Here is a 22,935-nt window from a genome sequence, read left to right as displayed (position 1 = left end):
AAACGCAGACCTTTCATTCCAACAAGAAGGCTAGACATGAAACGTATTCCCTTGGTGTGGCAAATCGTTGCCGGGCTATTGCTTGGCGTGCTCGTCGGTTGGTATTTCAATACGCATCCTCACTATCAAGCGTGGGTCAGCGCGGAAATTCTGAAACCGCTGGGCGATATCTTTATCAAGATGATGAAGATGGTGGTGGTGCCGATTGTGTTCTGTTGCATGATTTTGGGTATTGCCGGTGGTGGCGATAACAAGTCGTTCGGCCGCATGGGTATCCGATCGCTGAGTTACTTCTTCGCGATCACGGGGCTGGCCATTGTACTGGGGCTGTGTTTCGCCAACCTCTTCGAGCCGGGCAACGGTACCGATATTTCCGGTATCACTCATGGCACGGCGTCGCTAACGATGGAGCCGTCAAAGGGGGCCTTGGTCATTGTGCAGAACATCGTCCCGGACAATGTATTCGTGGCGATGTCGGAAGCGAAGTTACTCTCGGTGTTGTTCTTCGCTGTGTTATTGGGCATGGCACTCAACGCTCTGCCGCGCGAGAAGAGCGCGCCGGTAGTCGCGGTGGTGCAGGGCCTTTCCGATGCGATGTTCAAAGTGGTTTCCATCGTCATGGCTTATGCACCAATAGGTGTGTTCGGCATGATTGGCGCCACGGTTGCGACGTTTGGTTTTGCTTCGCTGTTGCCATTGCTCAAGCTGATCGGTGTGGTTTACCTGGCACTGATTGTTTTCGCCTTGGTGGTACTCGGCGGGATCTGCTATCTGATCGGTGAAAATATATTCAAGCTGATCAAATACTTTCGGAACGAGCTGATTCTGGCGTTTTCCAGCGCGGCCTCCGCAGCCGTCATGCCGCAGCTTATGAGCAAACTGGAGAGCTACGGTGTGCCACGTCGGATCGTCAGTTTTGTGGTGCCGGTGGGCTATGCGTTCAACCTTGATGGTGCATCGATTTTCCTCGGCGTGGCGACCATTTTCGTGGCTCAGCTCTACGGTATTGATTTGTCCCTTTCCCAGCAGATCCTGCTTGTGGTCACGATGGTGTTGACCTCTAAAGGGGCTGCTGGAGTGCCTGGTTTTGCTATCATTATCCTGTCCGCGACATTGGCGTCTGCTGGCCTTCCATTGGAAGGGGTCGCACTCATCGCTGGAATTTTCAGGATTATCGACAGCGGAACCACCACGCTGAACGTGCTGGGTAATGCCGTAGCGCCATTGGTTATTGCCAAATGGGAAAGGGAAGCGCTGGAGCCTGCAGGCATCAGGTGAGCGGGATAAAGCGGATTCTCTAGACGACCGGTCTAGTTTTGTGTAGAGTGCCTTCCCTATGAAGAAACCTATACAAGACATGCGACAGCACATCATCGATGTGGCTAAGTCACTGATGACCAACAAGGGCTACACCGCCGTTGGTTTGTCGGAGGTCCTGACAACCGCCGGCGTGCCCAAAGGGTCGTTTTATCACTACTTTCGCTCGAAAGAGGAATTTGGCCAGGCGCTGCTCGAGGAATACTTTCAGGAATACATCGGTCGCGTCGACATTGTGATGGCAGCCGAAGGCACCGGCGCTGAGCGACTCTTGGCCTATCTGAATTATTGGGCCAAGACCCAGGCATTCGATCATCCCGATGAGAAGTGCCTGGTGGTGAAACTGGGTGCCGAAGTCTGCGACTTGTCCGAAGACATGCGCACCGTGCTGGAGGAAGGCACCGCGCTGATCATTCAGCGCATCATGCGATGTGTTGAGCAAGGCATTGCCGATGGTTCGATTCTCGCCGGGCAGGATGCGGCGACCTTGGCTGAGTCGCTCTATCAGCTTTGGCTCGGCGCGTCTCTGTTGGTCAAGGTCAGGAAGACCACGGCGCCTTTTGAAACCGCATTGATCACAAGTAAACGCCTTCTGGGGTAGGGCGTTTTTTTAAGTATTTTTATAGACGACCGGTCTAATATTTAAGGGTTGAACATGATTGATAACAGTCTTAACACCGATCTTTTTTCGCCGACGCAGATGGGCGCCATCCAGTTGGCCAATCGTATTGTCATGGCTCCGGTGACACGTAGCCGGATGGCAGATGATGGAGTGCCGAATGAACTGCACGCCACCTACTACGCCCAGCGTGCAAGCGCAGGCTTGATCATTGCGGAAGCCACGAACATTTCGGCGCAAGGGCGCGGTTATGCGATGACGCCGGGGATCTGGTCAGAAGAACAAGTGGCAGGCTGGAAAAAGGTCACCGATGCGGTACATGCGGCAGGCGGCAAAATTATCAGCCAGCTTTGGCACGTGGGTCGCTTTTCCAGCGTCGAGTTGCAGCCAGACGGAGCGGCTCCCGTAGCGCCCTCTGCCATCAAGGCCGAAGGTACCACCTACACCAACAATGGCAGGGTGGACGTGTCCATGCCTCGCGCGCTTGAGACTTCAGAGATTGCGGGAATTATCGAGCAATACAAGCATGCGGCGGAAAACGCCAAGCGAGCGGGTTTTGATGGTGTGGAAGTCCACTCTGCAAACAGCTATCTGCTCGACCAGTTTCTGCGTGATTCAACCAATCATCGCACCGACCAGTATGGCGGATCCATCGAGAACAGAACGCGGCTGACCCTTGAAGTCACCGAAGCTGTGGCTGCGATCTGGGGCAGTGACCGAGTGGGTATTCGTTTATCACCGGTGACACCGGATGCAGGCAATACGCCGCCTGACAGCAACGTTATGGCTACCTACGGCTACCTGATCCAGCAGCTCAACCGATTCGACCTGGCCTACTTGCACTTTGTCGAAGGCGCCACCGCAACCTCCCGCACGGTTCCTGAAGGTGTCGATCTGGATGCACTGAGTGCTCAGTTTGAAGGGGCTTTCATCGGCAATAACAACTACGACCTGGAGATGGCTGTTGAGCGCCGCGCACAAGGGAAAATCGATGCAGTTGCCTTTGGCCGCTTGTTCATTTCCAACCCGGACCTTGTAGAGCGTCTGCGTCGTGGCGCCGAACTTACCCTTGCGCCACGTGAGAGTTACTACGGCGGAGGCGCCAAGGGTTATACCGATTGGCCAACCGCCCACTATTGAGTCGTTCTCCCTGCGTCAGCGCGGCTGCGTCGCGAAAGCATTCACAGTACGAAGGATTCCGAGCATGAACTATCTGCAAAACAAAGTTGCCATTGTGACAGGCGCATCTTCGGGCATCGGCGCCGCCACCACTCGCGCACTCGCCGCACAGGGTGTTCGCGTGGTAGCTGCAGCGCTTGATCATCAAGGGTTGGAAGCGTTTGTTGCACAACTGCGAGCGTCCGGCAGTGACGTGGTCGCCTACACCACGGATGTTACCCAGCTGGATCAAACCAGGGCGATGGCCAAGTTTGCGCAAGACACCTATGGCGCCGTGGACATCCTGGTCAATAACGCCGGTTTGATGCTGTTTTCCAATTGGGTCGATCTGGCCGTGCAGGATTGGGAAAAGATGATCGATGTAAACATCAAGGGTTACCTCAACGCTACTGCTGCGGTACTTCCCTTTATGTTGGAGCAGAAGTCCGGGCAGATTCTCAATATGGACTCCGTTGCCGGTCACCAGGTCGGGCCCTCAGCAGGGGTTTACAGCGCTACCAAGTTTTTCGTGCAGGCCATGACCGAATCCATGCGCAAGGAGTTGGGCGTACAGCATGGCATCCGCGTGAATACCGTTAGTCCCGGCGTGATAAATACCGGCTGGGCCGACAAGGTCAGCGATCCTGCAGGGCGCAAGGCTGCTCAGGAACTCAACCGGATTGCCATTGCGCCCGACGATATAGCCCGCGCAGTGATTTACGCGCTCAACCAGCCCGAAAACGTGACCGTAAACGATTTGATCATTTCACCGACGCGTCAGGATTGGTGACGGTCGGCTGAGTTTTTTGTGTCCCAGACCAACAGGTCATCATTCATTAGGAGTACACCATGAGCAACCCAACTTACGTTCAGGAATACAACGCGATCGTTGCCGTTCTGAGCAAGTACAACGAAGGCGGCGCCAAAGCCGATAGCGCTTTGATGAAGCCTGCGTTTAATGAACAGGCTACGATTTTTGGCCTCGATGGAAGCAACCTTGTCGGCGGCCCGATCCAGAACCTGTACGACGTCATCGACAACGCCTTCCGTCCGTCCCCAGAAGCCACAGCCGCTATCGTTCGCATAGACATAGTGGGCACTGCCGCCAGTGCTCGCGTTGATACCGATAATATTTCCGGGTTTCGCTTCACCGACTTCTTCAACCTGCTGAAGGTGGATGGCGAGTGGATGATTGTCAGCAAGATTTACCACACACATACAAGCGATTAATCCCACGACTGCAGTTGGCGAGATACGTTGTATCTCGTCCCCACCCAAAGGAGACACCCATGTCAAAGAACATCAAGGCAGTACCTACTCGTGAATACAACGCTGTCATCGCCATCGCGACTCAATACGTTGAAGGGCTGCGTGTGGGCAGCGCAGGGAACGTTGCACAAGCCTTTCATCAAGATGCTGTGATGTATGGTTTCACAAATGGCGAACTGCTCGGAGGCCCGATCAAGAACCTGTTTGATTTCGTCGAGAAGAATGGTGAAGCCCCCGAAATCACCACCCGACTCGACGTGCTGGCTATCACCCCGACGACAGCTGTGGTGCGTGTCGATATGGAGAAGGATGCCATCGGCGCCGATTACAACGACTACCTGACCCTGATCAAAATTGACGGTGGCTGGAAGATCATCGCCAAGGTTTATCACCAGTTCGAAGGGTGAGTGTTCACCGATTGCACGTCATTTCCCTTCGAACGGTGCATGTGAGAAGGGCCTGGATGTTTTCAAAAATAGACAAGTTGAAGGGACTACAAAATGCCTGTCGTTGAGTTTTGCGCTGTCTTGGACAGCGATACAGGACATGCCTGGAGCGTATTGAAGAAATTTGGCGAGATTCATAAATGGCATCCGTCAATTGTCCAAAGCAGTATTGAGGACAATCAGCCGGATGGAATGGTTGGCTGCATCCGCCAGCTCAAACTGGTCGATGGCGCAGTTGTCAGGGAGCGCCTGCTGGCGGTCGATGACCGCAACACAATGCTTTCCTACTGTTTCGAGGAGGCGCCATTGCCCTTGGACAACTATGTTGCCACCGTGAAGTTGGACTCTCTGACGGGACAATCCAAGACGTTCATCAAGTGGTCTGCAGGCTTCGACCTGCAAGACCTGAATACCGCCGAACACTATCAAGCGCTCATTCGACAACTGATCGTGGAGGGGCACAAGAGCCTTCAGCTGTTTCTTGAGCAGCGCTGAATAAACAACTGGCTGAGTGTGGTAGATCGCTTAGCCGTGGCCATATGCAACGGACCAGCATCGCGACGTCAGTGGCATGACCACTGTGCGTCGTTTTCACTTTGCAGCAGCTCTATACTGACCGCCCAGGACGGTAGTTCGAGGCCAAAATATGCCCGTTGCGCCCAATCAAAATTTCCCGGTTGTTTTGGCGCGAGCCCAACAGAGCGACCTGGACAATCTCGTAGCCATCCGAATTGAGGCGATGCGCGAAAGCCTGGAGCGTGTTGGGCGATTTGATCCAGTACGCGCGCGCGAGCGGTTTCTTAGCGGTTTTGAAGCGCACAGCACCCACTACATCGAGGTGTCGGGAGAGAGGGTTGGGTTTGTTGTGCTCAAGCATCACCACAATCAATTGTTGCTCGACCACTTATATGTGAGACCCAGCGCGCAAGGAATGGGGATAGGCGCCGCTGTTCTTATGCAGATTTTCAAAACGGCGGATGCGGCGGCACTCCCTGTTAAAGTGGGTGCACTCAAAGGAAGCGCTTCGAATCGCTTTTATACTCGCCATGGCTTCCAATTCGTCGAAAGCGGCGAATTCGACAATTACTATGTTCGACAGAGCGTTGCGCCGATTGGCCCCGCTTGCTAGTTGGATGCGAGGCACCGGGATGTACGTTTTAACGCGCCATGGTGCCGATAGCGGCTTATCGGGAAAGGGCAGTTATTTACGTCATTAGTCAGTGACGTGTCTTCTATGATTTACCGCTACCTCCTGATGATCACGCGAAAAGGACTCTGCACGTGGATATTGAGATGGCCAAGGCGATCGAGGCTGCAGAAAGCGAGTATTTGTGTGCTCGAGTTGAGAGCTTGTCTCGGGTAAGTGGAAACCCTTTTGGTGCTCGTGTGTTTTTCAACGAGGCTTTTCCATGCTTTCAAGTGAAGGCATCACCTAGCCCGATGCTCAATCGCATCTGTGGCGACAGTGCCGAAAGTCCCGAGGCACTGCTGAGCTTACTCAAGACGTCGGCAGAATATTCGACCGTAACACCTCTAATCGGAACGGCTTCGACGCTGGGACAGCACGCTCATGTGGGCGGCGAGCGATTGGAGCGCCTGAGGGGGTGGACACATCTGCAACTTGCGTGCTCTATCGATGACGTCATCTTGAACCAGCACTCATTTAAAATCGAAGAGGCCACCTCACACACGCTTCCTGGGTTCGCATCCGTTCATGCGAGTGGGTTTCATACCAAGCCAGAGCATCGTCAGATGAGCCAGGCTTCGTTCGCGGGACTGATGTCAAATGACCGTCTTAAAATCTACGTTATTGAAGTGGATGGGCGGATTGTCGCTGGAGCGCTGATGTACCTGGCCAGCAATGGAATTGCCTACCTTGGGACGGCGGCTACACAAAAAAGTGCGCGGGGTTTGGGCTATCACACAGCCCTGATAGGTCATCGAATAGCGCAAGCGAAAAAACATGGCAGTGTTGTGATCGCTGCAACTGCGCTTGCCAGCTCGCAAAGTCGCCGTAATTTGAAGCGTTTTGGGCTAGCGACGTCCCATGTTCAAGCGCTATATCGCTTGGCAATCATCTGATCAAAAAGCAAATCGCCGAGCTTCTACAACGACTCAGCGATTAATCGCGCTTTTGAGTTGCTTTAAATCAGTGGGTGGGCGCCTCTCGGTCCAGCAGCCTGGCGGTCAGAAGCACGCCCAGTTCGCTCAGTTGGTGGATCGCCAGTGCGACATCGCGGTGTTTGCCGTTGAGGTCTTCGGACAGGTCGAGCAGCAAGGTGCTGACGCTGGTGAAGGTTTCGTAGCTGTTGGTGATGAGGGCTTCTTTGCTGGCGTTGGGAGAGACGGTGAAGAGCATGTTTGAATTCCTGAGTGTGGCTAGCTCCCTTCAGCTACTAAACAGAAGGGTGGCAGCTGTGCGCAGGTTAGTAGACCGGGGAATCCAAACGAAAGCCGGCGCACCCGAAGGTGCCCTGCGCACAGCCGCCATCAAGCACAGACAGGAACGTCTGATTGATGCAGCTCATGCACTGTGGTCTGGATAAACCGTCAGGCTACTAAACCCGATCGCCGAGAGATTCAACGACCGAGTCACCTTAAATTCGGCTACCCCAGCGCACAAGCCGGCGAATTCTGACGCAAGCGTAGGCAGTGGAGCAAGGTGCCGCAGGGGATTGGGAATTTTCCTTCAGCTTCCACGCGGCAGCACCAGCGTGTTGCAGGCGGCACTCTTCGCCGCAATCGAACTGCACACAACGCTCCAGCCACAGGTGTGGAGCGTCGGCGGCATGCGAAGCTGCGACTATCTACTCGCGCATGTGTTGGACGGCGCAGGGAATGAAGGCGAGTGCCTTGTTGGTACGTGTGTCGAAGGCCAGGTCATTTTATGGGTAGGCGATTTAGTCCACGGTGTCATTTTGTAGTGATTTGATCCTTATTCATTTCTTCCATCAATGCTTGACCACCGGAATCGCCGGAAACTGAAACCCGTCGTCCACCCTTTTTTGGGTGAAGTCGTCGCCGCCTTGCGCCTTGCTGCGGTAAGTAGTGGCGGTTAGCTCGATGATTTCATACGCGTCATTAAGGTAAGGGTTTCCGGGTTTGGCGGCAGTGATCTGCTCCCCCACTTGTTTCCCGGTAGTGATAGTGAAGTAGATCTTGCCGGACACTCCCCATAGGCCAAATTCCTTTTGCTCAAACCATTGGCCCGATTTGTCGGTCACGCGGAACTTCACATTGAACGTGCCATCGGCGCGACGTTCACTCAGTTGCTGCGTACGTTTACCGTCGAGGGTGGTCGCTTCGCCGTACCATTTACCGATCATCAGGGCGTGTTCCTGTCCCTGAAGGGTAGAGAGGGGTTTTACGGCATGGATAAGGGGTTGTTGACCACAGCCGGACAGGCATGTGAGGGTAAGCGCTAAAGCGAAAATCTTGAACACGTAAATTCCTTGGCGAATTAGCCCGCAGCCTGTCGATGCTTCTCAACTGGGAGACTCGGCCGATTTACTTGGTAGGCAGGTAGTTAACTTCAATAATAGTCAGGGTGATACCAAATGGTCACCCGTTTTCGGTGTGCCATAAGGTAGTACGCGTCTGCTTTCGGCCAAGAGCTGCTCTCATTTCAGCAGTAATTGGAAAGTGAAGACTGTGTACTAGCACAAGTCAGAGGGAGCATTTCTTCATTGAGAGCCGTAATCGCTGCCATTCATTCCAGCAGTCCTCGGCAACTAAATCCCGGAAACCACGTTTGTTCTCCATATTCAAGGCGACGCCGAGTGGAACTGCAACACACGTCGCTTGATCACGGATCTTGAGCACCTCGGTCTCAGTGAGTGGAAAGCCTTTGTTCGTTTCGGCGTTTTGCAAAGCCACCGATAGCGCCGGAATGAATACAACGCAAAGCTGTTCCGTCATCTGTTGCTAGCCTCACTCGTGCGCAAAGGCAGAAAGATTACGCTGGTTGCTTAGTCACGGCTATTGGCAAGAGAGTCCATGATAGCTGCCACTGGCGTATCCACGGTCCACACATCAAGATCCTCAGAGAACTCAGGAAGGGTTTCACGCCCCATCAGAGAGAATTGACCTCAATGGAAATTCAACGGATCACGCATCTGCCGCCACAAATCCTCGATCTTGAGAAAACGGCGGTTGCAGAAGGCTTCAGGTTTCTCACCCGGCTGACTTCAGAATGGCAGTCAGGCACCAATCGCTTCGATGGGCCTGGCGAATGCCTCATGGCAGCGTATCTGAACCAGCAGCTTGTAGGCATTGGAGGATTGTCTGTTGATCCGTTTACGCATGACCGTACAGGAAGACTGCGACGTGTGTATGTAGTGCCCATATCACGGGGGCAACAGGTTGGCCGGAGATTGGTTAACGCGCTGCTTGCCCACGCCGCATTGCATTTTGAAAGTGTGCGTCTCTACACCGATACCTTCGAGGGGAGCACTTTTTACCTGCGCTGCGGCTTCATTCGAACAGAAGACGTTCACGCGACACACATCGTGCGGATCACAACCTCTGAGTTTGTAGGTTATCGACCAGAAGCAGACGGTGAAAGCAAGCGGAGAACGGTAGGGAGCGGAGGTGAACTGGCCTAATGATCCCGGACACCTCTTAAGGGCGATATGATTCGCCCAATCAGGAGGTTCCAAATGCAACAGCGAAAGACCTATACCCGCGAGTTCAAGCAACGTGCTGCAAGCATGGTTCTTGATGATAACTGCTCAGTTCCCGACGTCTGTGCATCGATGGACGTTGGCCCTACGGCTCTGCGCCGCTGGGTTGATCAGGTTCGTAAAGAGCGTCACAAAGGGCAGCCAGTGGCAGGTACCAAAGCTATCAGCGACGAACAGCGAGAGCTTCAACAGCTACGAGCCAAGGTCAAGCGCCTGGAGACTGAGGCTGAAATCTTAAAAAAGGCTACGGCTCTCTTGATGTCGGATCCCGATCGTTTTTCCTGATCGAGGAACTGAGGGAGTCGAGTTCATATCCGACCAGCCTGCTTTGCAGTGCGCTAGGCGTTTCTCGCAGCGCGTTTTATGACTGGATTAAGCGTCGCTCAGCGCCGAATGCCGAGCGTGACGCGCTTAGAGCAAAAGTCGTGCAATTGCATGTCGAAAGCCGGGAAAGTGCAGGCGCGCGGATGATCTCTCAGCGCTTGAAGGCCCAGCAGATCAAGGTGGGAAGGTATTTAGTTGCAAAGCTCATGGCGGAGGCAAATCTGGCCAGCAAACAGCGCCGCCGCCATCAGTATCGTTCTAGAGGCGTCGAAGCATTTGTGGCCAAGAACCTGCTCGAGCGTAACTTCGAGCCAACCGCAATTAATCAGGTCTGGTGCGGCGACGTTACCAGCCTGATGGTTGGGAAACGCTGGTATCACTTGGCAGCGGTGATCGATCTGTTCGCCCGCCGAATCGTTGGCTGGGCATTTTCTCTGATCAATGACGCCAACCTGGTAAGCAAGGCGCTGAGAATGGCGGTAGAGGTTCGAGGCAAACATGCAGGCTTGATGTTTCATTCGGATCAAGGCTGCCAATACACCAGCCAGCTCTTTCAGTCCGAGCTGCTGGAGCATGGAATAACGCAAAGCATGAGCCGCAGGGGGCAGTGCTGGGACAACGCGCCAACAGAGCGTTTCTTCGGGACGCTCAAATCAGAGTGGGTGCCCACCAAAGGCTATACGACAGTTGAAGAAGCCAAGCAGGATATGACCCGCTTCTTCATGCGATACAACCGAATCAGGCTCCACAGCTACAACAACTACCTGTCGCCAATAGCCATGGAGCAGGAGGCGGCTTAATCACCGTAATCGGTGTCCGGAAAAACTTGACCAGAACAAGGACCCCCCCCAAAAAAAACAAAATGGCCTCCTGTGACGGTTGAAGGGGGCTGAGCAAAGTTTATCGGGGCAGCTTGGCAATCACCTTGATCTCGAAATCAAAACCGGACAGCCAGGTCACGCCGATCGCGGTCGCCGTCGGGTAGGGCGCTTCGCCCCAGTACTCGGCCACCACTTCCCAGATCGTTTCGAATATCGAGTCGGGGTCTACCATGAAGATGGTCGTGTCGACCACATCCTCGAAACTACTGCCGGCCTCAGTCAGGATCGCGTTGAGGTTGGCGAAGGCCAGGCGAACCTGTGCCGCGAGGTCCGGTTCGGCCGAGCCATCCTTGCGGCTGCCGACCTGACCGGAGACGAACAGAAAACCGTTGGAGCGAATCGCGGGTGAGTAGCGGTGCAGCTCGTAGAGTGCATGGCGGTCAGGCGGGAAAACCACATCACGTTTGCGGGTCATTACATACTTCCTTCGGGGCCGACACGGCCCGCTATTTACGAGGGAGACAGTGTAAAAAGACGAGCGCCCCCAATAAACGCGCAACGCTGGTCATGACTGTTTGTAGAATCCAAACTATCCAGACTCCAGTGAGGCGTGAAATGGACCGTTTCGATGCAATGCAGGCCTTTGCCCGAGTGGTGGAAACCGGCAGCTTCACCAAGGCGGCAGCCACCCTGCACATGAGCAAGACCACCGTGACGCAGCTCGTTCAGCAGTTGGAAGCGAGGCTGCGTGTGCGCTTGCTCAACCGCACCACGCGCAAGGTCAACGTCACCGCCGATGGCGCGGCCTACTACGAGCGCGTCATCCGGCTACTGGTCGATATGGACGACGCCGAGACCAGCCTGTCCAGCGCCTCGATGACGCCGCGCGGGCGCCTGCGGGTGGATGTGCCCAGCCCGTTTGCGCGCATGCTGCTGATACCCGCCTTGCCGGGCTTCTTTGCCCGCTACCCGGAAATCCAGCTGACCCTGGGCGTGAGCGATCGGATTGTCGACATCATTGGCGAAAACGTCGACTGCGTGGTGCGCGGCGGCGAAATCACCGATCAGTCACTGGTGGCAAGGCATGTGGGCGATCTGAACATCGGCATGTACGCCGCGCCCGATTATCTGCAGCGCTTCGGTACGCCAGTGCACCCCCATGAACTGGAGGAGGGCAGGCACAGCACCGTGGGCTTTCTCTGGTTTCGTACGGGCAAATCCTTGCCCTATGCGATGCAGCGTGGTGAGGAACGCATCGAGACCCAGGGGCGCCCGCAACTGACGGTCGACGACGGCAATGCCTACCTCGCCGCCGGCCTGGCGGGTCTGGGCATGCTTTGGCTACCGCAGTACATGGCCAAACCGCACCTGGTCAGCGGCGAGCTGCTGCCGCTGTTCGAGGACTGGCACATGGCGCCCATGCCGATGTACCTGGCCTTCCCGCCGAATCGCCATGTCAGCGCCAAGGTGCGGGTATTTATCGACTGGGTGATAGCGCTGATGGCCGAGCATGCGCCGGTGGTTAAGTGAAAACAGGTGTAAACCCCTTTCAGGACTAGGCACCCACGGCTTCGACAGGCGTTTGCCCACGAGCAAAACGCGTCGCTGAGGTCTGCAGCAACAGCACGACCGACAGGGTCACCAGCAGGAACGGCAGCAGCCAGGCGTTCTCGATGATCGCCAACTGCAGACTGAGGATCAGCAGCAGCATCGGCGTCGCCAGGGCGTTTGCCTTGCTCACGTACAAACCGACGGCCGCTTCGCTGTAGCGGCAGGCAATCGCGACACGAATATGCACACGCGCACCGCCAAAGGCCATGCCCAGAATTAGAAGGCTCAGCGCTTTGAGAAACAGCGAGTCCGGCATCAGCCACCACATTGTGGTGGAAATCACCGCCAGTGCAGTCAGCGCCGACAGGTAAACCAGCAGGTTACGGCCGGTATTGGCGATGATGACCAACACACCGATCAGCGCCATGCCCAAACCGAACACGGCATCCAGGATACCCAATTCAAACAGCGTCCATCCGTGATTCGATACGTACACGGGCAGCATGAAATTGAACGCGCCTAGAATCGGCCAGATCAGCACCATCGGCACAAACAAGGTCATCGGCAGTCTGGCGGGAGCTGCTACTTCGAGCTTCTCGCGTACATCCATGGGCAGGCCGTTGCGCGTGTAGCAAATACCCGCAACCAGCAAAAAACCGCTGCTCAGTACAAGGGAAAAACCAATGCCGGTCAGAATCGGCATCAAACCCGCTGCCAACAACGGGCCGATCATCAGGGCCGCCTGGCTGGTGGCCGTGGTGGCGCCACTGATCCGCCGTACCTTGGTTTCATCCATGCCTCGTTGCAGCTGGGTAAACCACATGTCCAGGCTGGCCTCGAGGGACATGATCATCAGCCATACAAAGAGGTTGGTGATCAGCAATCCGAGGGTAAAGTTTCGCGAGAACCCGGAGATCAGCGCCAGGCCCGTCAGGCACAGTATGAACAGGCTGCTCATCTGGCGTCCGGTCATGTGGTGCGACAGGCGCTTGATCATCATCGGGGTGATGAACGCCGGTATGAACGAGCAGAAAATCGCCAGGGCCAACGGCAGGTAGTCGCCATCGTTCTGTTTGAGAATGGTCCAGGTCAACGAGACCAGCAGTGCGCCGGAAAACAGGCGGTAGACCGTCGAGCAGAACAGGAAAATGGCCAGCTCTTTTGCGGTGCTTGGGTGTTCACTCATGTCATCGATCCTTGCCCTTGAGTACGCGCGATTCATCGAATTTGAACGGCCGACGTCAGCCCCGCAGCCGCATTGAGCGGTGCAGAAGGCTGGCGTGGATCCGGGCTGGCTGGGTGTCAGGCGAACGTGCGCATGACCTTGAGGGTTTTCTCGATATCTTCAGGGGTGTTGACGATCCCGGCAGAGAAACGCACCGTCGAATGGCGATACGGTGTGGCGCTGGCGATGATCTTCTGCGCTTTCAATTTCGCCACGACATCCTTAGGCGTCCAGCCTTTGACATCGCAGCATACGATGCCAGCGGAAAACTCGGCGGAGCGGGGCGTGTGCAGGTGCACATTGGGCAGCTTCGCCAGGCCTTCTTTCAGTTGACCGTTGAGTTCGGCGACGCGGTCGGCGATGCGCTTGCGCCCGATTTTCTTGACGAACTCGAACGCCTCGATCACGCCCCACTGGTTTTCAAACGCCAGGAATCCGCCAGGGCTGACCCAGGCGGCCTGCGTTTCACCTTGCGGATCGCGTTGCTGGCGCCAGGCATTGCCAGGCTCGGCGGCCATAATGGTAGGGATGGTGGGAGTGATCTGTGCCCATTGTCCTTCACGTGCCCAGACCAGCCCCGTGCCGTGCGGGCCAAGAATCCACTTGTGCGTGCCGGCGCTGAAAAAATCGCAGCCCAGGCTGGCCACCTGCGCCTCGGAACAACCGAAACCGTGCACACCGTCGATCACATAGATGATCTTATCGGCTTCAGCGCGATCACGATTGAGTCGGGCCACAAGGGCACCGATGTCCTTGAGCGGTAAGCGCACGCCGGTGCCCGAGTGCACCCAGGTCATGGCCAGAATGCGCGTCGAGGGTTTGATGGCTGCTTCTATGCGCGCGACGATCGCGTCGACACTGACATCCTCTGGCCCTTCGTACAGGTCGATGCGACGGATGCTCCCACCCCATTTCACCACTGCCAGGCGCATGGCCTCGTCGTGGGTATACCACTCGTGATGGGTGGTCAGGATTTCCTGATCGGGACGCAACTTCAGGCCGTTGTAAATCATCGCCAGGCCCTGCGTGGTGCTGGTGGTCAGCGCGATGTCCTCGGCCCGACCACCGGTGTACTCCGCCGCCGCAGCGCAAACCTTGCGCCAAACCATGTCTTCGGGTTTGGCGAACATATTGTCTTCAAGGTAGGTGTAAGGGTTTTCGTCGAAGGCCTGGCGGTGGCGCGCCATCGCATCGCGTACCGGCTTGGGGTTGGAAGCCAGAAAGAAATTGGAAATGTGCACAAATTCCGGCGACAGCTTGAACTGCGCCCGTACCGACGCCCAATCGGCGGGGTCAAGGGGTGCTACGGTTTCATCCTGGGCGGGCGCTTGGCCCACCTGTGCCTTTACTACACCTGCAAACATGCTGCCTCCAATCAGGGTCGCTCCTACACTGGCGCCCATAAAATCACGTCTTCCCAGACTCATACGGTTCTCTTTCAATTCAAATTGAAGTACGCGCAGGACGCGCGAAAATAGCACTGAAAATACGCTGACCATAGAGGCCGACGGCCAGGCCGAGTACGATCAGCACCACCGCCAATACTTTGCTCACCGGCACACTTTCGTTGAACACCACTACCGAGCCGAGCATGCCGAAGATCGGCACCAGCAGAGACAGTGGCGCCACGGTGGAGACCGGATAGGTCTTGAGCAGCGAGTTCCAGATCCAGTAAGCGAACAGCGTGTTGGGGTAGACCTGGAACAGGATCGACAGCACGGTAGTCGTGTTTACCTGACTGACAAACGCCGTGTAGCCGGCGCTGCCGTTCACCGCGTAATCGAGGGCGAACAGCGGAATCGGCGCAAACGCGCTGGACCACACCAGAAAGCCGAAGACATCCTTGGTGCTGGCCTTCTTGTTGATGATGTTCGCAACGCTCCAGGACGCCGCGCCCACCAGCACCAGCAATACGCCGGTCAGGCTCACCGAACCGTCACTGATCTTGATGATGCATAGCAGCCCCGCGAGCGCGATCAACATGCCCAGCACCTGGAAGCGGGTCAGCGCTTCCTTGAACACCCAACTGCCGAGCAGGATGGTGAAGAACGCGCTGAACTGCAGCACCAGCGACGCGATGCCCGCCGACAACCCAGCCTTGATACCCAGATTGACCACGCCCCACAGACCAATGCCGAACACCAGCCCATAGCCGATGATGTAGCGCCACGGCACGTCAGGTTTACGGATAAAGAACATCGCCGGTAACGCACAGAGACTGAAGCGGATACCCGCCAGGATGAACGGATCGACGGTGGCCAGTCCCAGTTTGATCACCGAGAAATTCACGCCCCAGATTGCCGTTATCAATACAGCCAACACTACGTGCAGTGGTTTCATGGATTATTTGCCTTGAGGAAGGAGGTCGGTGTCACGCTACAGAGGTCAGGTTGTGCGCCAGGCGCACACGTGAAAACAACGATTGCATCCATGCCCGAGTCTGCTGGGGCTCAGCGCTTTTGACGATGCCGGCCAACGGCGCTTCGAACGCCGAATAGGTCACGTGCTCCGGCAACAGTGCGCCCACTGACAGTTCATTCCATTGCACCACCTGCGCACTCGCGCGCAGCTCTTCGGCGCCGTCCAGGCCCTGGTAGATCCGCTCCGGATGGGTGTGCCCCGGGAACACAAACCAGCCGAAACCCAGGTCGTCCTGCTGGCGACTGAAGGCCGAAAGGTCCAGTTCGCCGTCTACGTGAATGCGTAACTCCAGCGACGGCAAGTGGATGCCCGTGGCAAGCTCATAGGTCGCGACCACATCCGCGCCACCGACCCGGTTGCCGACTTCGAGAAACACCGGCTCGTCGTCCGCCATGATCGCTTCGAGATGAAACGCGCCATTGTGAATCTGCACCGCTTGCAGCGCCGCGCTGACCCACTCCTGCATCGACGCCGTGGTTTCGATGTGCCACGAACCGAGCGGTTGGCCGCGCTCCATGTAATCCAGGCAGGTGCCTACGTATTCGCTGGACAGCAGGGTGATGACCCGACCGTTCAATACCAGGCCGTCGAAATGGCGGATCGCGCCGCTGATGTACTCTTCGACCTGAAACTCATCAACGCGTAGCGCGAGACTACTGATCTTGTGCCTGATCTCATCGAAGGCGTGAGCCGTTTGCTCATGAATGCTGACGTCCATGCTCGACGCACCGCTGTGAGGTTTCAGCACGGTTGCGCCAGTCCACGGCACATGGCCTTGCAGCAACAGATAGCGCTCCAGCGACATGAAGCGCGGTACACGCAGATGCCGGGCCTGAACCGCGGCTTTCATCTCCAGCTTGTTGCGCGCCAGGGTCACCGACTGCAACGACGCACCTTCGATATTCAGCACTTCGCGCAGACGCGCCGCGTCGAGCAATTCGTACTCGGACATCGATATGACGCGATCAAAGGTTTGTGGGCTTTCGGCCAGCCACGCCAGCGTTTCATCGAAGGCGCTGTTCAGCCCGGCTCGCACCACGCTGTGGCAGCGTAGGTCGGCGGGGAGCGTATCGATTGCCGATTGTTTGCCAATGTACGTGACATCGTGCAAGTCATGGTCAATCCCGCGGTGGTACTCGATACGCGGATACGGGACACGGTGAAGAATGAGGATTTTCATGCCGGGGATCTCAAAGCGTATTAGAGAGAAGTCAGGACGCGACCTTGAACAATTGCGCAGCGCGCAGGTGACGGTTCAGTACCGTAAGCCACTGTTCGCGCAGCACCGTCACCAGATCGCAGATGTCGATGCGAGCGTCATGCAACGCGACGCAGGCATGGGCCACGAAGTCGCTGTTGTCTCTGGGGGTTGCATGGATCAGCCGTGAATGGCCGATGATCCAGGCGCACTCGAGCAGTGTGATGTCGTCCTTGGCCAGCTCGAGGGTCTGCGCGGCCAACGTCAGCGTGTCATCAACCAGGGTGCGGATGTCGCCCAATTCGACCACGTCGAGCGTCATGTCCTCGGGTACGCCGAACATCACCGTGGCAGCGCTGCAGGTTGCCGGCGGCAGCTCCTGCGGCACCGACGCGCAAAACACCGAATCGACCCATGCCGCATACAGATCGACGCCATGTACGGCGTGCGCCAGCGTCCAGATTTTCATGCCGCCGGGACGACGGTTAGGCTCGATCACGGCCGTTTGGTAACCGGTATCGCTAAGTTTGATCTCGTTGTGAAACGGGCCGATTCGCTGGCCGACCAGACGATTGACCTGCTCGCCGGTTTGACGAATCGCCTGACGCTCTGGCTCGCTGAGGCGGGCGGGCAGGATCTGCGCTACTTCCACGGGATAACGTCCGGTGGCGCTGACTTTTTCCGTGATAAACCACAGCTCGCCCAAGCCGTCATAAGAGTATTCGCGGGTGAAGGTGATGAACGCTTCTGCCAACACACCGCCCTCCAGGTAGGGCGCCACTTCGTCAAAGGCCTGCTCGCAGTCGCCCCCCGGGGCGATCACCACCACCCCGCGATTGTTGCCTTCACACGCCGGTTTGATGACGAAGCCGCGTTCCTGGCGCAGGGCGAAATTGCGCACATCGTTGATGCATCCGATCTGCTGGAAGTCCGGCAGCACGACCCCCAGCGGCTCAAGCAGGGGACGGTCGCGACGTTCGGCGATGCGGTAGGCCAGTTTGTCAAAGGCGCCCAGCGCCAGCTCGGCGTCGTCCACCGGCAGGCCGAGTTGTTCGAGCAGGGCCGCACCGCTGGCGACTGCGTTGTCGGAAAACACCATTGCGGCACTGATCCTGCCCGCGTCCTCGCCCAACTGACGCAGCGCATGGAGGACGAATTCCGGGTCCAGCGGGTCGGCATCGATGACCCGGTCACTGATCTGCAGGTCATGATTCTGAGGATTGTCCCGAACCAGCCAGGTCTCGGCGCCCCATTGCTGGCGCGCATAGTTGCGCATGTGCAGAACATCGCCGATTCGGCTCAGGTTGTAGTCCACTATTAACAATACAGGCGCACGCAGCGGCATGTTCGTCATCCTCAAATGCTTGGAATTGTTCATGGACAGCAATGCTGTTCCAGGCGCTTGCTCAGCGGGATTTCAATGGATTTCAACGTCGTACTGGATGTCCAGCGCCGTGGCGGAAAGACGCGCCAGACGCTCAAGTTCCGTTGCCTGACGGTCTCGGTCGAACGTCCACAGCAACTGGCCCAAAAACACCTCACGGGCATGCGCGGGAATCACATCGCCTGCTTTGAGCAGGATGTGTTTCACCACTGGTGCCAGGGGCAGGTCATTGAGGGTGACCGAACTCAGCGTTCCCGGTTTGGCGAAATAAACTCGGAAAAAAGTCGCTGTGGTCTGTGCGCTGCTGCCGTCCGCCTGCCAGCCAAATTGGCTCAGGCGTTGCACAAGCGCTTCGCGGGGCAGGGCGTCGTCCTGACTGGCCAGAAGCAGATCCAGCCACAGTGAGAGCATGCTGTGGCCGCCGGTGACTGCCTCGACGCTCTGAGAAATCAAGCTGCCGCCAACGCGTGGGTTGATCTCGATCAGGTCCCAGTGTTGCCCGGTGAAACGCGCTTCAACGTGGTAGCAACCCCACTTGAGCTCCAGGCAGCCCAACACGCTCTTCAGCCACTGCAAGCCCGCCGCAATCTGCGCCTGGTCAACGCTTGCCGGCGGCGTGGTGCAACTGTCCTCCAGCACCGTGTCAGCGGTCTCGGTCACTTCGTATTTTTCATGGACGGCCACGACATGCGCCTGACCATCGACCAGCAGCATCTCGAAACTGAATTCCTGGCCGGCGATGTAATCCTCGGCCATGAACTGCAGACCGTCGTTGAAGGCCGAGGCATACACCGTGTCCTCGACCGAAGCCTTGCGCAATTCCTCAAGCGCTTCCCAGGTGGTGTCCTTGCGCATCGGAAACGCCGCATACGAAGCGATTCCGTGGATCGGCTTGATGAAGTAGCGCTGGTTCCGCGCTTGCAGTGTCTCCAGCACCGGTGCAGTCAATGCATAGGCATTGGCTTGCGATAATCCTGCCTCGGCCAGTTGGTTGCGCACCTCAAGCTTGTTGCGCAATGCCAGTGCCTGTCGGGCATCGATGTCATAGGTTCCGAGCGCGGCGTTGGCTGCGGCCATCAGGTGTCGATAGCCTTCCCACACACTGATGCAGCAGGTGACCTGCTCGCCGGACTTGCGCAGCGCCTGGAGTGCGTTGTTCACGTCTTCCAGTCTCAACTGGTGAGCGTCTGCGGTGTAGAGCCGGTCCGCCCAGCCCTGAATCTGTTCCAGGCGGGTCGGCACGTGTTCCGGAAGCGGCAATGAACTCAATACGAAACACCGGAGCTGGCGGCGATGCAGCTCCTCCTTCAAGTCCTCCAGGAAAGAAAAGCCGCAATGGCTCAGGATCAGAACGCCGGGTCGATTTGAATTCATTGCCTGCTCCATGGCTTAAGCTGCCTTGTGTTGCGGCTTGGCCAGGGTGTCGATGTACAGCTCGCTGAAATACATGGCGAGAATTTTCTGATGCTCAGCCAGGTAGCGTTTCAGGGCTTCGATGTCCTGCTCACCTTTGATCAGGAAGCGCAGAGCGGCCCAGACTTCGCCCGGGTGGTCGTCGTTGATATCGGTGTGAGAGTGGGAAACCTGACCGATGATGTTTTTCTCGCCAACCGAGGCCTTGAGGGCTTCGAGCTTGCGGGGTTCGAGCTTCACGTTCACGTACTCGACCAAGTAGGAATAGGCAACGACGCCCAGTGGGCCTTCGTGGTCCAGCAGGTAGGAGAAGAAGCCCGCCAGCAACTTGGTGGACAGGTACGGTTCGGTGGCCAGGAACTCTTCGCGGCTTACGCCGACACGTTCCAGATCCTGAATGAACAGGTCGTCATGGAGCATTTCTTCCTGTTCGTAGTGGGCCCAGATCTGTGCAGCTTCCGGGCTGACCTTGGCCACATCGACCAGCGCTTTTGCTTCAGCCACGCGCAGCAGACGGATGCGCCATGCGGTTTCGACCAGGTGACGTTTGTAGTACGCACTGTTGACGTCTTTACCTTCCAGGTGAGCGGCTTGAGGCACGGTTGCGTACCATTGCTCTACCTGCGTATCGATAATTCGGTCAATTTCCCCACGCAGATTCAATGACGCGGCAGCATTGAGGAAAGGAGTGCGATCACCATAGCCAACATTCTTTACACGGTTAAGCATAATCAAGCCTCTGTATTGGGTTTGTTTTTAACGCGTTAATTAATGAACCGACTTCAACTGCAACTATCAGCCAATGACTTCAATGGCTAATTCACCTCTTATCAAGCATTGGCACGCCAGGCGGTATTCTTCGCCGGTGTAGCCCAATACTTCGATAAACGCTTCTTCATCGCCGTGCCGAGGGTTTAACGCCTCAAGACCCGATTTGACTTTGATCAGACAGGCGCCGCAGGCCCCGACGCGGCAGCCCAGCGGGATCACATTCTTGCCGCCGGCTTCCCACTCGATATCGGTAATAGGCGAGTTGACCGGCAATTGAAACTCGAGTTGATGCGACGCAATAGTGAGTGTGTGCAACGCCATACTGACCTCGGTTGATATTAAAGTGTGTGTGGCAGGCCCACAGTTTCACGCCATCCGTTAACTGGCGAACGCGAAAAGTTTGTTGATGTTGGAACGTTATTTGGAAGTCAGTCCCAGGTAGATCCAGTACAGCAGGGCAACTGCGCTGATGGCGGCACCCAATAGACAAACGGCGACCCAGCCAAAGTGTGCATAAGTATAAGTAGCGGCTATTGCACCCAGACCACTGCCCACCGAATAGAAGCACATGTAGGCGCCCACCAGTCTGCTCTGGGCATCGGGTCGTGCGGCGAAGATCAGGCTCTGATTGGTGACATGGACGGCTTGCACGGCGAAATCCAGCAGCACCACGCCCACCACCATGGCGAACAATGAGTGTTCAACGAACGCCGTAGGCAGCCAGGACACGGTCAACAGCGCCAACGCGACGCCCGTGGTGCGATTGCCGAGCCCTTGGTCGGCGAGCCGTCCGGCCCGGGCCGCTGCCAGCGCACCGGCCACGCCGGCGAGTCCGAACAAACCAATCTGGGTGTGTGACAGCGACAACGGTGGCGCGCTGAGTGGCAGTACCATCGACGTCCACAACACGCTGAACGCGGCGAAGATCAGCAGGGCGAAGGTGCCCCGGACCCGCAATGTACGTTCGGTCAGGTACAACTGGAACACCGATCGCAGCAATTGCCAGTAGCCGCCTTTCGCTGGTGGCGCGGTGGAGGCAGGCATGGTGCGCATCAGCACCAGTGCCATGCCGATCATCAGGGCGGCCGAGACAAAATAAACGCCGCGCCAGCCGGCCAGATCAGCCACTGCACCCGAGACGAAGCGGGCCAGCAGAATGCCCAGCACCACGCCACTGGTCACGGTGCCGACGGCTTCGCCACGCTGTTCGGGACTCGCCAGCGAAGCGGCGTAGGCGACCACCACCTGCACCACGACCGCCATCAGGCCCACCAGCACCATCGCGCCGAGCAGCATGCCCCAATCCTGCGCCAGGCCAACTGCGCACAGGGCCAGAGCCGACAGCAGCATTTGTGTAAGGATAAGTTTCTTGCGATTGAGCAAATCACCCAGCGGAACGATGAACAACAATCCGACGGCATAACCGGCTTGTGTCGCCGTGACTACGACACCAATCGTGCCCGGCGAAACCGACAGGCTGGCGGCCATCGATTCCAGCAAAGGCTGGGCGAAGTAGACGTTTGCGACCGCCATGGCGCAGGTGATTGCAAAAAGAAAAGTCTGATAGCGACTGAGCCTGGAGGTGTCCCGGGTTTGGGGGGCTTGCATGTGCCCACCGCTGGTTTTTTCGGCTTCGATGTCCATCTTTACCGGGGCATGAGACTTGAAAGGCATCACTCCATCCTTGGAATATGTGGTTTTGAAAGGAAACCGATTCGTTGATTTTTATCCAATGAGGTTGTTAAATGCAACCAAATTTGTAAAACATTTTCGTCTGAGGTTAGAACTTTTCTCGCTTCCTACTGACTCGCCTCCAGGAGACCCATGGCCAGACAGCAATTACTGGCGCAGAGCGAATGCCCGGTCGCCCGCACGCTCGAAGCAATTGGAGATCGCTGGGTATTAATGATCATCCGCGACGCGTTTGACGACGTTCGCCGCTTCAGTGAATTTCAGAAACGTCTTGGTCTCGCCAAGAACATCCTCACGGTCAAGCTCAAAATGCTCGTCGAGTTGGGCGTGTTTACCATTCAGCCGGCATCCGACGGCAGCGCCTATAAAGAATATGTACTGACTGAGATGGGGCGCGCGGTGTTTCCCATCGTCATCAGCATGCGCCAGTGGGGGGAGCGCTACTTATTCAAAAAAGGAGAGAGCTACTCGGTGCTGCTCGACAATGAATTGTCGGAGCCGGTAGAAACCATCGCCGTACGTTCCAGGGCGGGCAAGGTGTTGACCCCGGCCGATTGTCATCGGCGGGTCGTCAAGCACTGGGGTTGAGGCGAGTCGGAATGAACTTCAGTTTCGCCGCGGCTGATCTGCGGTAGAGTCGAGGC

Annotated in this window: 27 protein-coding genes; 14 read left to right on the top strand and 13 right to left on the bottom strand. The window is 56.8% G+C overall.

What is annotated here, in order from left to right:
* The first annotated feature begins 36 nt into the window (after positions 1-36).
* The 9 genes from C4J94_RS18180 to C4J94_RS18140 all read left to right on the top strand — a co-directional run bounded on the left by C4J94_RS18180 (position 37) and on the right by C4J94_RS18140 (position 6,891).
* Positions 37-1,278, top strand: coding sequence for a cation:dicarboxylate symporter family transporter (locus C4J94_RS18180; RefSeq protein ID WP_124387432.1), 1,242 nt, complete (start codon positions 37-39; stop codon positions 1,276-1,278).
* Between the two features lie 58 nt (positions 1,279-1,336).
* Positions 1,337-1,918: a TetR/AcrR family transcriptional regulator gene (locus C4J94_RS18175; protein WP_124387431.1), complete on the top strand. Its 582-nt coding sequence runs from the start codon at positions 1,337-1,339 to the stop codon at positions 1,916-1,918.
* A gap of 54 nt (positions 1,919-1,972) precedes the next feature.
* The gene (locus C4J94_RS18170) at positions 1,973-3,076 is read left to right on the top strand and encodes an alkene reductase (RefSeq protein ID WP_124387430.1); all 1,104 of its coding nucleotides are present in this window, start codon (positions 1,973-1,975) and stop codon (positions 3,074-3,076) included.
* Between the two features lie 64 nt (positions 3,077-3,140).
* Entirely contained in the window at positions 3,141-3,884 is a 744-nt protein-coding gene (locus C4J94_RS18165; RefSeq protein WP_124387429.1) for an SDR family oxidoreductase, read from the top strand.
* A gap of 59 nt (positions 3,885-3,943) precedes the next feature.
* Positions 3,944-4,324 carry a nuclear transport factor 2 family protein gene (locus C4J94_RS18160; protein WP_124387428.1) on the top strand — a complete coding sequence of 127 codons (381 nt, stop codon included), beginning with the start codon at positions 3,944-3,946 and terminating at the stop codon, positions 4,322-4,324.
* Positions 4,325-4,383: 59 nt separating this feature from the next.
* Positions 4,384-4,770, top strand: coding sequence for a nuclear transport factor 2 family protein (locus tag C4J94_RS18155; RefSeq protein WP_124387427.1), 387 nt, complete (start codon positions 4,384-4,386; stop codon positions 4,768-4,770).
* A 93-nt stretch (positions 4,771-4,863) separates the two neighbouring features.
* Positions 4,864-5,304, top strand: a complete 441-nt coding sequence (locus C4J94_RS18150) for an SRPBCC family protein (protein WP_124387426.1) — start codon at positions 4,864-4,866, stop codon at positions 5,302-5,304.
* Between the two features lie 151 nt (positions 5,305-5,455).
* On the top strand, positions 5,456-5,938 hold the full coding sequence (locus C4J94_RS18145; RefSeq protein WP_124387425.1) for a GNAT family N-acetyltransferase: 483 nt from the start codon (positions 5,456-5,458) through the stop codon (positions 5,936-5,938).
* A 152-nt stretch (positions 5,939-6,090) separates the two neighbouring features.
* Positions 6,091-6,891 (top strand): GNAT family N-acetyltransferase, encoded by an 801-nt coding sequence (locus C4J94_RS18140; protein ID WP_124387424.1) that lies wholly within the window; start codon positions 6,091-6,093, stop codon positions 6,889-6,891.
* Positions 6,892-6,958: 67 nt separating this feature from the next.
* Here the strand turns inward: C4J94_RS18140 and C4J94_RS18135 are convergent, their stop codons facing one another.
* From C4J94_RS18135 to C4J94_RS18125, 3 genes are all read right to left on the bottom strand, one after another.
* Positions 6,959-7,168 carry a DUF6124 family protein gene (locus C4J94_RS18135; RefSeq protein WP_124387423.1) on the bottom strand — a complete coding sequence of 70 codons (210 nt, stop codon included), beginning with the start codon at positions 7,166-7,168 and terminating at the stop codon, positions 6,959-6,961.
* Positions 7,169-7,760: 592 nt separating this feature from the next.
* Entirely contained in the window at positions 7,761-8,252 is a 492-nt protein-coding gene (locus C4J94_RS18130) for a hypothetical protein (RefSeq protein WP_256657554.1), read from the bottom strand.
* Between the two features lie 223 nt (positions 8,253-8,475).
* Positions 8,476-8,727: a hypothetical protein gene (locus C4J94_RS18125; RefSeq protein ID WP_124387421.1), complete on the bottom strand. Its 252-nt coding sequence runs from the start codon at positions 8,725-8,727 to the stop codon at positions 8,476-8,478.
* A gap of 173 nt (positions 8,728-8,900) precedes the next feature.
* Here C4J94_RS18125 and C4J94_RS18120 point away from each other — a divergent pair, with 173 nt between their 5' ends.
* The 3 genes from C4J94_RS18120 to C4J94_RS18115 are packed head-to-tail and all read left to right on the top strand — an operon-like array spanning position 8,901 to position 10,615.
* Complete coding sequence (locus C4J94_RS18120; RefSeq protein WP_305955302.1) at positions 8,901-9,413, top strand: GNAT family N-acetyltransferase; 513 nt, start codon at positions 8,901-8,903, stop codon at positions 9,411-9,413.
* A 54-nt stretch (positions 9,414-9,467) separates the two neighbouring features.
* On the top strand, positions 9,468-9,776 hold the full coding sequence (locus C4J94_RS27895) for a transposase (RefSeq protein ID WP_256657553.1): 309 nt from the start codon (positions 9,468-9,470) through the stop codon (positions 9,774-9,776).
* Positions 9,773-10,615, top strand: coding sequence for an IS3 family transposase (locus C4J94_RS18115; protein WP_305955305.1), 843 nt, complete (start codon positions 9,773-9,775; stop codon positions 10,613-10,615). The genes C4J94_RS27895 and C4J94_RS18115 overlap by 4 nt, the downstream gene beginning before the upstream one ends.
* Before the next feature lie 100 nt (positions 10,616-10,715).
* Here C4J94_RS18115 and C4J94_RS18110 read toward each other — a convergent pair whose 3' ends face one another.
* A complete protein-coding gene (locus C4J94_RS18110) occupies positions 10,716-11,111 on the bottom strand; it encodes a RidA family protein (RefSeq protein WP_124387419.1) in 396 nt (131 codons plus the stop codon).
* A 140-nt stretch (positions 11,112-11,251) separates the two neighbouring features.
* Here C4J94_RS18110 and C4J94_RS18105 point away from each other — a divergent pair, with 140 nt between their 5' ends.
* A complete protein-coding gene (locus tag C4J94_RS18105; RefSeq protein WP_124387418.1) occupies positions 11,252-12,166 on the top strand; it encodes a LysR family transcriptional regulator in 915 nt (304 codons plus the stop codon).
* A 25-nt stretch (positions 12,167-12,191) separates the two neighbouring features.
* Here C4J94_RS18105 and C4J94_RS18100 read toward each other — a convergent pair whose 3' ends face one another.
* From C4J94_RS18100 to C4J94_RS18060, 9 genes are all read right to left on the bottom strand, one after another.
* The gene (locus C4J94_RS18100) at positions 12,192-13,373 is read right to left on the bottom strand and encodes a hypothetical protein (protein WP_124387417.1); all 1,182 of its coding nucleotides are present in this window, start codon (positions 13,371-13,373) and stop codon (positions 12,192-12,194) included.
* Positions 13,374-13,489: 116 nt separating this feature from the next.
* A complete protein-coding gene (locus tag C4J94_RS18095) occupies positions 13,490-14,776 on the bottom strand; it encodes an aminotransferase class V-fold PLP-dependent enzyme (RefSeq protein ID WP_177413458.1) in 1,287 nt (428 codons plus the stop codon).
* 79 nt (positions 14,777-14,855) lie between these two features.
* Positions 14,856-15,752, bottom strand: a complete 897-nt coding sequence (locus C4J94_RS18090) for an EamA family transporter (RefSeq protein ID WP_124387416.1) — start codon at positions 15,750-15,752, stop codon at positions 14,856-14,858.
* Positions 15,753-15,783: 31 nt separating this feature from the next.
* Entirely contained in the window at positions 15,784-17,013 is a 1,230-nt protein-coding gene (locus C4J94_RS18085) for an acetyl-CoA carboxylase biotin carboxylase subunit family protein (protein ID WP_124387415.1), read from the bottom strand.
* A gap of 31 nt (positions 17,014-17,044) precedes the next feature.
* Positions 17,045-18,376, bottom strand: a complete 1,332-nt coding sequence (locus C4J94_RS18080; protein ID WP_124387414.1) for an acetyl-CoA carboxylase biotin carboxylase subunit family protein — start codon at positions 18,374-18,376, stop codon at positions 17,045-17,047.
* Between the two features lie 72 nt (positions 18,377-18,448).
* Complete coding sequence (locus C4J94_RS18075) at positions 18,449-19,789, bottom strand: acetyl-CoA carboxylase biotin carboxylase subunit family protein (RefSeq protein ID WP_124387413.1); 1,341 nt, start codon at positions 19,787-19,789, stop codon at positions 18,449-18,451.
* Between the two features lie 15 nt (positions 19,790-19,804).
* Positions 19,805-20,557 (bottom strand): hypothetical protein, encoded by a 753-nt coding sequence (locus tag C4J94_RS18070; protein WP_124387412.1) that lies wholly within the window; start codon positions 20,555-20,557, stop codon positions 19,805-19,807.
* 66 nt (positions 20,558-20,623) lie between these two features.
* A complete protein-coding gene (locus tag C4J94_RS18065; RefSeq protein ID WP_124387411.1) occupies positions 20,624-20,920 on the bottom strand; it encodes a 2Fe-2S iron-sulfur cluster-binding protein in 297 nt (98 codons plus the stop codon).
* Positions 20,921-21,016: 96 nt separating this feature from the next.
* Positions 21,017-22,273: an MFS transporter gene (locus tag C4J94_RS18060; RefSeq protein ID WP_124387410.1), complete on the bottom strand. Its 1,257-nt coding sequence runs from the start codon at positions 22,271-22,273 to the stop codon at positions 21,017-21,019.
* 150 nt (positions 22,274-22,423) lie between these two features.
* Between C4J94_RS18060 and C4J94_RS18055 the strand changes: the two genes are divergently transcribed.
* Positions 22,424-22,879 (top strand): helix-turn-helix domain-containing protein, encoded by a 456-nt coding sequence (locus C4J94_RS18055; RefSeq protein WP_124367699.1) that lies wholly within the window; start codon positions 22,424-22,426, stop codon positions 22,877-22,879.
* The last annotated feature ends 56 nt before the right edge of the window (positions 22,880-22,935 follow it).

Origin of the sequence: Pseudomonas sp. R5-89-07 (assembly GCF_003851685.1) — a bacterium.
Taxonomy (GTDB): domain Bacteria; phylum Pseudomonadota; class Gammaproteobacteria; order Pseudomonadales; family Pseudomonadaceae; genus Aquipseudomonas.
Note: the sequence above shows the minus strand (reverse complement) of the source record. Positions and strands in the feature narration are given on the sequence as shown.

Bases quoted from the DNA above. Each gene is read 5' to 3' on its own strand.
- C4J94_RS18180 (WP_124387432.1), top strand. From the start codon at position 37: ATGAAACGTATTCCCTTGGTGTGGCAAATCGTTGCCGGGCTATTGCTT.
- C4J94_RS18175 (WP_124387431.1), top strand. From the start codon at position 1,337: ATGAAGAAACCTATACAAGACATGCGACAGCACATCATCGATGTGGCT.
- C4J94_RS18170 (WP_124387430.1), top strand. From the start codon at position 1,973: ATGATTGATAACAGTCTTAACACCGATCTTTTTTCGCCGACGCAGATG.
- C4J94_RS18165 (WP_124387429.1), top strand. From the start codon at position 3,141: ATGAACTATCTGCAAAACAAAGTTGCCATTGTGACAGGCGCATCTTCG.
- C4J94_RS18160 (WP_124387428.1), top strand. From the start codon at position 3,944: ATGAGCAACCCAACTTACGTTCAGGAATACAACGCGATCGTTGCCGTT.
- C4J94_RS18155 (WP_124387427.1), top strand. From the start codon at position 4,384: ATGTCAAAGAACATCAAGGCAGTACCTACTCGTGAATACAACGCTGTC.
- C4J94_RS18150 (WP_124387426.1), top strand. From the start codon at position 4,864: ATGCCTGTCGTTGAGTTTTGCGCTGTCTTGGACAGCGATACAGGACAT.
- C4J94_RS18145 (WP_124387425.1), top strand. From the start codon at position 5,456: ATGCCCGTTGCGCCCAATCAAAATTTCCCGGTTGTTTTGGCGCGAGCC.
- C4J94_RS18135 (WP_124387423.1), bottom strand. From the start codon at position 7,168: ATGCTCTTCACCGTCTCTCCCAACGCCAGCAAAGAAGCCCTCATCACC.
- C4J94_RS18125 (WP_124387421.1), bottom strand. From the start codon at position 8,727: ATGACGGAACAGCTTTGCGTTGTATTCATTCCGGCGCTATCGGTGGCT.
- C4J94_RS18120 (WP_305955302.1), top strand. From the start codon at position 8,901: ATGGAAATTCAACGGATCACGCATCTGCCGCCACAAATCCTCGATCTT.
- C4J94_RS27895 (WP_256657553.1), top strand. From the start codon at position 9,468: ATGCAACAGCGAAAGACCTATACCCGCGAGTTCAAGCAACGTGCTGCA.
- C4J94_RS18110 (WP_124387419.1), bottom strand. From the start codon at position 11,111: ATGACCCGCAAACGTGATGTGGTTTTCCCGCCTGACCGCCATGCACTC.
- C4J94_RS18105 (WP_124387418.1), top strand. From the start codon at position 11,252: ATGGACCGTTTCGATGCAATGCAGGCCTTTGCCCGAGTGGTGGAAACC.
- C4J94_RS18100 (WP_124387417.1), bottom strand. From the start codon at position 13,373: ATGAGTGAACACCCAAGCACCGCAAAAGAGCTGGCCATTTTCCTGTTC.
- C4J94_RS18095 (WP_177413458.1), bottom strand. From the start codon at position 14,776: ATGTTTGCAGGTGTAGTAAAGGCACAGGTGGGCCAAGCGCCCGCCCAG.
- C4J94_RS18090 (WP_124387416.1), bottom strand. From the start codon at position 15,752: ATGAAACCACTGCACGTAGTGTTGGCTGTATTGATAACGGCAATCTGG.
- C4J94_RS18085 (WP_124387415.1), bottom strand. From the start codon at position 17,013: ATGAAAATCCTCATTCTTCACCGTGTCCCGTATCCGCGTATCGAGTAC.
- C4J94_RS18080 (WP_124387414.1), bottom strand. From the start codon at position 18,376: ATGCCGCTGCGTGCGCCTGTATTGTTAATAGTGGACTACAACCTGAGC.
- C4J94_RS18075 (WP_124387413.1), bottom strand. From the start codon at position 19,789: ATGAATTCAAATCGACCCGGCGTTCTGATCCTGAGCCATTGCGGCTTT.
- C4J94_RS18070 (WP_124387412.1), bottom strand. From the start codon at position 20,557: ATGCTTAACCGTGTAAAGAATGTTGGCTATGGTGATCGCACTCCTTTC.
- C4J94_RS18065 (WP_124387411.1), bottom strand. From the start codon at position 20,920: ATGGCGTTGCACACACTCACTATTGCGTCGCATCAACTCGAGTTTCAA.
- C4J94_RS18060 (WP_124387410.1), bottom strand. From the start codon at position 22,273: ATGCCTTTCAAGTCTCATGCCCCGGTAAAGATGGACATCGAAGCCGAA.
- C4J94_RS18055 (WP_124367699.1), top strand. From the start codon at position 22,424: ATGGCCAGACAGCAATTACTGGCGCAGAGCGAATGCCCGGTCGCCCGC.